At 33.4% G+C, this 6684-nt stretch carries 6 protein-coding genes, 1 pseudogene and 1 riboswitch; of the genes and pseudogenes, 1 reads left to right on the top strand and 6 read right to left on the bottom strand.

Going from position 1 to position 6684, the window contains the following annotated elements; all coding sequences use genetic code 11:
- Positions 1-154 precede the first annotated feature (154 nt).
- A complete protein-coding gene (locus tag V7S50_RS30865) occupies positions 155-919 on the bottom strand; it encodes a nucleotidyltransferase domain-containing protein (RefSeq protein WP_242256080.1) in 765 nt (254 codons plus the stop codon).
- Between the two features lie 122 nt (positions 920-1041).
- The gene (locus V7S50_RS30860; RefSeq protein WP_242256081.1) at positions 1042-2151 is read right to left on the bottom strand and encodes a PRK06851 family protein; all 1110 of its coding nucleotides are present in this window, start codon (positions 2149-2151) and stop codon (positions 1042-1044) included.
- Between the two features lie 149 nt (positions 2152-2300).
- A riboswitch (SAM riboswitch) is annotated at positions 2301-2413 on the top strand.
- An 83-nt stretch (positions 2414-2496) separates the two neighbouring features.
- Between V7S50_RS30860 and V7S50_RS30855 the strand changes: the two genes are divergently transcribed.
- Positions 2497-3129: a cyclase family protein gene (locus V7S50_RS30855; protein WP_242256083.1), complete on the top strand. Its 633-nt coding sequence runs from the start codon at positions 2497-2499 to the stop codon at positions 3127-3129.
- A gap of 27 nt (positions 3130-3156) precedes the next feature.
- Here the strand turns inward: V7S50_RS30855 and V7S50_RS30850 are convergent, their stop codons facing one another.
- The 4 genes and pseudogenes from V7S50_RS30850 to V7S50_RS30835 all read right to left on the bottom strand — a co-directional run bounded on the left by V7S50_RS30850 (position 3157) and on the right by V7S50_RS30835 (position 6583).
- Positions 3157-3537 carry a hypothetical protein gene (locus tag V7S50_RS30850; protein WP_242256151.1) on the bottom strand — a complete coding sequence of 127 codons (381 nt, stop codon included), beginning with the start codon at positions 3535-3537 and terminating at the stop codon, positions 3157-3159.
- A gap of 214 nt (positions 3538-3751) precedes the next feature.
- Positions 3752-4245 (bottom strand): annotated as a pseudogene (locus tag V7S50_RS30845) (ATP-binding protein); the annotation flags it as partial.
- Between the two features lie 167 nt (positions 4246-4412).
- Positions 4413-5678 carry an S-adenosylmethionine decarboxylase related protein gene (locus tag V7S50_RS30840; protein WP_242256085.1) on the bottom strand — a complete coding sequence of 422 codons (1266 nt, stop codon included), beginning with the start codon at positions 5676-5678 and terminating at the stop codon, positions 4413-4415.
- A 236-nt stretch (positions 5679-5914) separates the two neighbouring features.
- Complete coding sequence (locus V7S50_RS30835; RefSeq protein ID WP_242256087.1) at positions 5915-6583, bottom strand: DUF2642 domain-containing protein; 669 nt, start codon at positions 6581-6583, stop codon at positions 5915-5917.
- Positions 6584-6684 lie beyond the last annotated feature (101 nt).

Here is a 6684-nt window from a genome sequence, read left to right as displayed (position 1 = left end):
TTAAATATAAATCTACAGCTTTTTTCTTAAATTCCACATCGTAAGTGACCCTAATTTTGCCCACAGAAAAATCCCCTTATAGTAAACAGGTTAATGTGCTTTCTTTTTCCTGTCTACTATAAGGGGATCATATCATTTATTTGTGCTCTTTCTTTTATTCTGCAAACAACATATCTCGAAACAATGTATTTAAACTCTCAATATCGATCCCTGATCCCTTTTCAATTCCTTTTACATATTGCTGATAGTAATGAATTTGTTCTTCTAAAAATCGATTCAACACTTCAATTTTCAAACCAATATCTAATTCAGTACCTGCTTTTTTCTTTATTAACAACTTTTCAATTTCATCTAATACGCTACGTTCTAATGATAACTCTGTAATCAATCGATCAAATTCTACTGGAGGCAAAGCTGTTTTCTCCTCTAGCCACTTACAAGCTAAAATAGGACGCAATACATAAAAATACTTTTTCAACTTTACATTCTCACCTTGCAAAAATTCACGATAATTTTTCGAAGCCATATGTAAATAATGATATATCGTTGCTTTTGGATCAAAATTCTTTTCACTCATTTGCTGAAGCTGTTCTGGAAAATTAGAGTTTTTCGAGTAAAAAATTGGTGATCGAATCCATTCCAGTAATGCTGGATTCGACTTTGCGAATAGTTGTAACGCCTTTTTAATATCCCATCCGCTTATATCTAAATCATCACTAATCGGATATTCAATTACATCACGTTTATCCTGAATTGATAAATACCATTCTACAGGGTGTATATAAACGAACCTAACATCATAATCACTATCTTTCGATGGAAATCCCCAAGCACGGCTCCCGGATTCCACCGCAAATAAAATTTTTACATCATTCTCTTTTTCAATTCTTTCTAACTCTGTCCTAATTTTCTCTCTCATTTCATACCCTCTCCATTTTTTGATTATTTCCTTGGAAATTCGACAAATATACTACTAAGTTTACTACATACTAAAATAGCTGTCAGAAAATTCCCGACAGCCTGTCAAAATTCCTCATTTTTTTATTTGTTCTTTTCTGTTACACTAACCGCAATTCGTTCAAACTCTTTTTGAATCTCCTCTTTATATGCGTCTACTTTTGAAAAATCCATAGCAGCAATATAAATTCGTTCTAATTTATCACGAACCGATTTTGCTTTCGCTAAGAAAGACATTGCCTCATTCATTTTTGCTTTATATTGAATCGACACGTCTCGAATTTCTGCCGCATACTTCTCATCTGTCCCTGGTGTCACAATCAGGGCATACATATCTATAATCTCATCACCTTCGCGACTTGGAAAATATTCATGTGGTGCGGTGCTATCAAAAATTGCAAACCCTAATTCTCTTACGATAACCATATCAAGACTATTTGGATCAAATCCACAATGATATACTTCAACTTCAAATCCTTTTTCTTCTGCCGCTTTAGCTAATTTTTTGAGCATTGTTGATTTCCCAGAGCCTGGGCGCCCTTTTATAAAATAACGATGTGGTAATCCTTCTGTTAAATTAGGAACAAAATCAACTGCTCCTTTCGGTGTAGCTGCTCCTAAAAAGCGATGTTTCACAAGAGATTGTTTCCCGCCTTTATCTGTAAACAATTTCTGAATCAGCTGATCTGTTAGTTCATTTGCTTTATTAAAATCAATATTATTAATATATATTTTCTCCCACTCATCATGTATAACTAATGCCTCGTTAAAACAAGCGTACGCTGTTTGAAAAGCTTTGCTTGCTTCTGAAACAAATCGTTCAATTTCCACCTTTTGCTTTCTTAATTTATCTGAGTCCCAAGCAACCCCTAAATTGATATATTCCTCGACGACTCCTGGCATTTTCGGCTCAATCACATGCGGTGATGTTCCATCAACAATTCCTACTTTTAACTTCGGGATAATTACACCGTCAACCGATTTGTTATCAGAAGAACAGTGTAAAAATTCAATATCATATCCTTTTTCAACCCATTCACGACCTATTGCCTTAATTAAAGAAGATTTCCCCGTTCCAGGGCCACCCTTTAAAATAAATAACCTGTTTAGCCCTTTTAAATTCTCTTCGTATAAATTATGAAATCCTCTAGCTGTATTTCCACCAGCATAATAATTCAATACATTTCCTGTCACTGCACTCACTCCTTCGCAGCATTCTATTTACATAAGCTATAATATGCGAGCAACTTTATTTGGGTGAATACCTATTTTGCATTGCAGAAAAAAAGGAAATGAATTACAATTTTATTATCATGAAAATTCCGAATTTTAAATTGAATATACCTTTATCAAGAGAGGCAGAGGGACCGGCCCTTTGAAGCCCAGCAACCTCAGTTTATACAAACTGAATAGGTGCTAATTCCTGCAAAATGCATTGCATTTTGGAAGATAAGACTCAACTAGTATGTAAAGCTCATCTTTCTTGATTATGAAGGATGGGTTTTTTATATTTTAAAACGTATATTGGAGGTATTTAAAGTGAGAGTAATTGACCTATCACAAACATTTGAAAACAATATGTCTCAATTCCCTGGAACACCAAAAATCAATCTAGAAGCCATTACAAGCGTTGAAGAGACAGGCTATCAAGTTACAGATTTTCATTCTGTCGTTCATGTTGGTACGCATTGTGATGCTCCTGCGCATTTCATTTCAGGCGCAACGACCATCGATCAATTACCCCTTGATCAATTTGTAGGCGAAGCCGTTCTTATCGATGTAACCCATATTCAAGAGAGAAAGTTACGTAAGGAAGTACTGGATGATGTTGATATACAAGAAGGCGATATTGTTATTTTCCATTCCAATCTATCTACTAAATGGAATACAGATGCGTATGAGAAAGAAGCTTTTTATCTTTCTGAAGAATTAGCTGAAGAACTAGTTCAATTAAAAATAAAATCTGTCGGTTTAGATTTCATTTCTCCTGATGAGGTAACGACAGAAACATCACCGATTCATCATATACTACTTGGGAATAATATTTATTTAATTGAAAACTTAACAAACTTAGATGCCATTAACACGGAACGTTTCTTTTTCTCTGCTGCACCTTTAAAAATTAAAGATAGTGACGGTGCTTTTGCAAGAGCATTCGCTGTTATTTTTTAAACAAATTATACAAAAAAGCAAAGGTCATCATTGACCTTTGCTTCTATATTTTTTATTTAAATTAAGAAAGAATTGCTCGACACGAGGACGTACCCAAGCTAAATAATCTTTCTCTTTCTTCTTTGTACAAGCTATTTCTTCCCCATCTACCATATCGACAAGCTCTAGCTCTAACAGTTGCCTCGTAAATGCTAACATATTTATTTCTTCGGCTGGATACTCTTCTTTCAATTTCTCCTCAATTTCCCCCAATAAAAAACCGTCACGCATCATTGCCAATGCATCAATCCAAAGTGGCGGCATTTCATATTTTTCTCCTGTAATTGTATCTTTTACAATATAATTCTTTTGCTCTTTTCGAAATTGAATCGTGTGCAAGCATACAGTCGAATTTAATGTTAATTCCATCATACCACCCCTTTCATCATATCTGCATAGAAAAAAGGATGCGCGTGCACCCCTTACTACCGTAACCGTTACATGAATAACAAATCTCATGTCGATATTTTCCTCCATTATAAACGAAGTATTTTATAAAAAAAACCCTTCTTGAAACATTTTATAAAATGTTTATATTTACACAACAAGAACACTTTTCTGAAAAATATTTTCTTCTAGCACATTATACTATCGGTAAAAAAATCTCCACTTTCGTTCCTATCCCCACGCTACTTTGAATCGCAGTACTTCCTTGATGTTCCTTAATAATTTTATATGTGATCATCAATCCAATTCGTCCCGTACCATTCTCCTTTGTTGTGTAAATAGCTTTTCCAACCTTCTCTATACCAAAACCTTGATCTTCAACAGAAATACACAAATGCCTTTCAGTTTTTTGATATGCACGAATATGAATATCTCCACCTGCTGGCATTGATTCTATTCCATTTTTAATAACACTTGTTTTAATTGTTTATCATCACCATTTATAACAGGTAGATTTCCATCTACTCGCATATGAAATTTCACTCTATATCGTGCTGCATAACTTTCCATTAGCTGTACAACATATAAAAGGATTTCCCGTATATTACGCCATTCATAATTCGTTGATTTCGATTTTCCTAATAACATCAATTCACTAACAAACCCGTTAATTCTTTCAAATACTTTTAAGGCTTCTTTTTCTTCATAGATAAAGCTTTTAAATTTATTTATATAAATACTCCTCATGTTCTATACAAACACTCTATATATTATCTCCTTAAATTATCAGTATGAAATTGCTTTCAGGGCAATACGAAAAGGAAGGGGATCCCCATCCCCTTCCTTTTCGCTATAACTTATATCCATCTTACCCGATCATGTAGCAACCCATTCGTAAAATCATTACTCCCCACTACAAAGTCCTTCATATATAAATTTAAATATTCTCCATACTTACTTTCTGTATTTAATAATAATTCCTCTACATAATAGGCACCTTGTTTAAAGTTATCAAAAAGTAAACTACACAAGCCAGCATAAATTCCGCACCCTACTTGGAAGTAAGTTGCATTCGTTTTATATTTACGAAAAACTTGGCTACTATTCATTACGTTATACATATATGTCTCGCTATTTTCATAAACGAGTAATACACCAACTAAATCCTCGCCAGCAATCTCTTCTTCTGCTGGATTAAATACTTTACGATTCCAGTTCCATAAATCTTCTACCTTATCTAAATTCTGCCTAATTACATTTGTTGTATACTCATTAATTCGGTAAAGAAACCCAACTTCCATATTGAAGTTTTTCCCTAAAATTAAAACTTCCTCATGTGGCATTAAGCAACCATAAAACTCTTTCTCTCCTAACTTTACTTTATACTCTGAAGCATATACATCTTCATAAAAATAAAGGGGACGATGATGACTCATATACATCGGATAACTCCATATCGCTTCATCTAGAAATCGCTCTACTGCCCATGAAGCATAAAGTGTATGAGGCTTTATTAGTGCTGTATCATTCAAAAATGACGTATCATGTTCTACTATATAACATGCTCTTGGCTTTTCATTTGGGCGTTCCTTCATAAGTTCAACAACCATCCACTGAACAACACCTGGATTCATACCCGAGCCTATAATTGCTTTTGTATTTGTAAACTTCCCTTTCTCCTTCTCAAACCTCGTATATCTTTCCGTAAGCTGAAAGCCGATTAAACTATCGTCCTGATCTACTGCCTCATTTTCCAAAGCTGAATTAATATAACAAATTCCAAGTTCATTACAACATTTTAATACTCTAATCGTATCTGCCCCTGAAACATCAATAACAACACTCGTACTACTTTCTTTTAAATGCTGTTTAAATGTCACGACATCTTGGAGGTCTATTTCATATAAAAACAATTGATTTTTCAAATTTGGAAACAACTCATCATAATAAGTCCTATCTTTTTGTTTTATATCAACTAAATGAAATGTAACATTCTTTATCGCCTCATAAATCGGGTCTTTTTCATTTACTATCGCTTGATTTAAAATTGCTAAAACTGCTTTTGCTGCTCCACCAGCACTACCAAGTAATGTAATCGATAACGAATTTGGAAACTGCTCCACAAACAAAACCCCTTTAATAAATTAGTTAAGCAGTTCTCCCTCAAAAAATAAATTGAATACATCAAAAGATAGCTCGTACATATTTTTTATGATTTAGCACAAGATTTCCTCTTCAACGGTCACACTAACACATTTATATTCAATTCATTTTTCCCCTCATATTCAAATCAGGCTAAACAAATAGGCTCGACCTTTTCTTCTGCATATAAAAGAAAAAGCCAGCCCTTTCAACTAGCTTACGGACAATGGACAGATTTTACATGTTGAATATTTACATACATTTTCGCATCACGTGCTTTTAATATTTCAATATGCCCTTCATCAATCTTCGCCATCTTTCCAATCTTATTAGATTCCTCACCTAAATCGAACACCATGATTTTGCCAGCCATTTTAATAAGCTGTTCTTCAAATGTTCTAGCTAACGTAATATTTAATGGATTTACGGGGAGTTCGTTTTTATTGAGGGCATAAGGCACTTGATTTTCTTTATACGGAATTAACCATTTCAAGTGTTTTAAAGATATATATACAGTTTTATAAACTGGACTATAAAAAACAATATAATCGTTCATTATACTTGTGACATACCCATGTATTGGAGCATTTCCAGCTACATAAATTTCTGTGAAAATCCCTTTAGAAGTACTTAATACTTTCCTCAAAGAAATTGAAGGAGATTCCCTCTTAATTACAGAATCAACATCTGGTTTTGATATTTCTTCATCATGTGGTCTTAAAAATTTATAATATTGTACATGGTATAAAGATATATACACGTAGTCTTGTCCATTATAAAGAACAACGATATCATTTCCTACGTCTATTAATACACCTTTAAATCTTTTTTCACCGATCAATTTAACATATATATTTTCTCCAATACTTTTGTTTAACTCATTCATCTATATCCTCCTTCCTATGAAATTAAAATTTCCCTTTCTTTTATTCTAAAAATAATCAGGGGCAATGTTCTGTTTTTTAATAGTAAGAAACCCTTTTTCAT

It is taken from the genome of Bacillus sp. CCNWLW194 (assembly GCF_037120585.1).
Classification (GTDB): domain Bacteria; phylum Bacillota; class Bacilli; order Bacillales; family Bacillaceae_G; genus Bacillus_A; species Bacillus_A basilensis.
The sequence above is the reverse complement of the archived record's forward strand: the minus strand, read 5'-3'. Positions and strand labels throughout refer to the sequence as shown.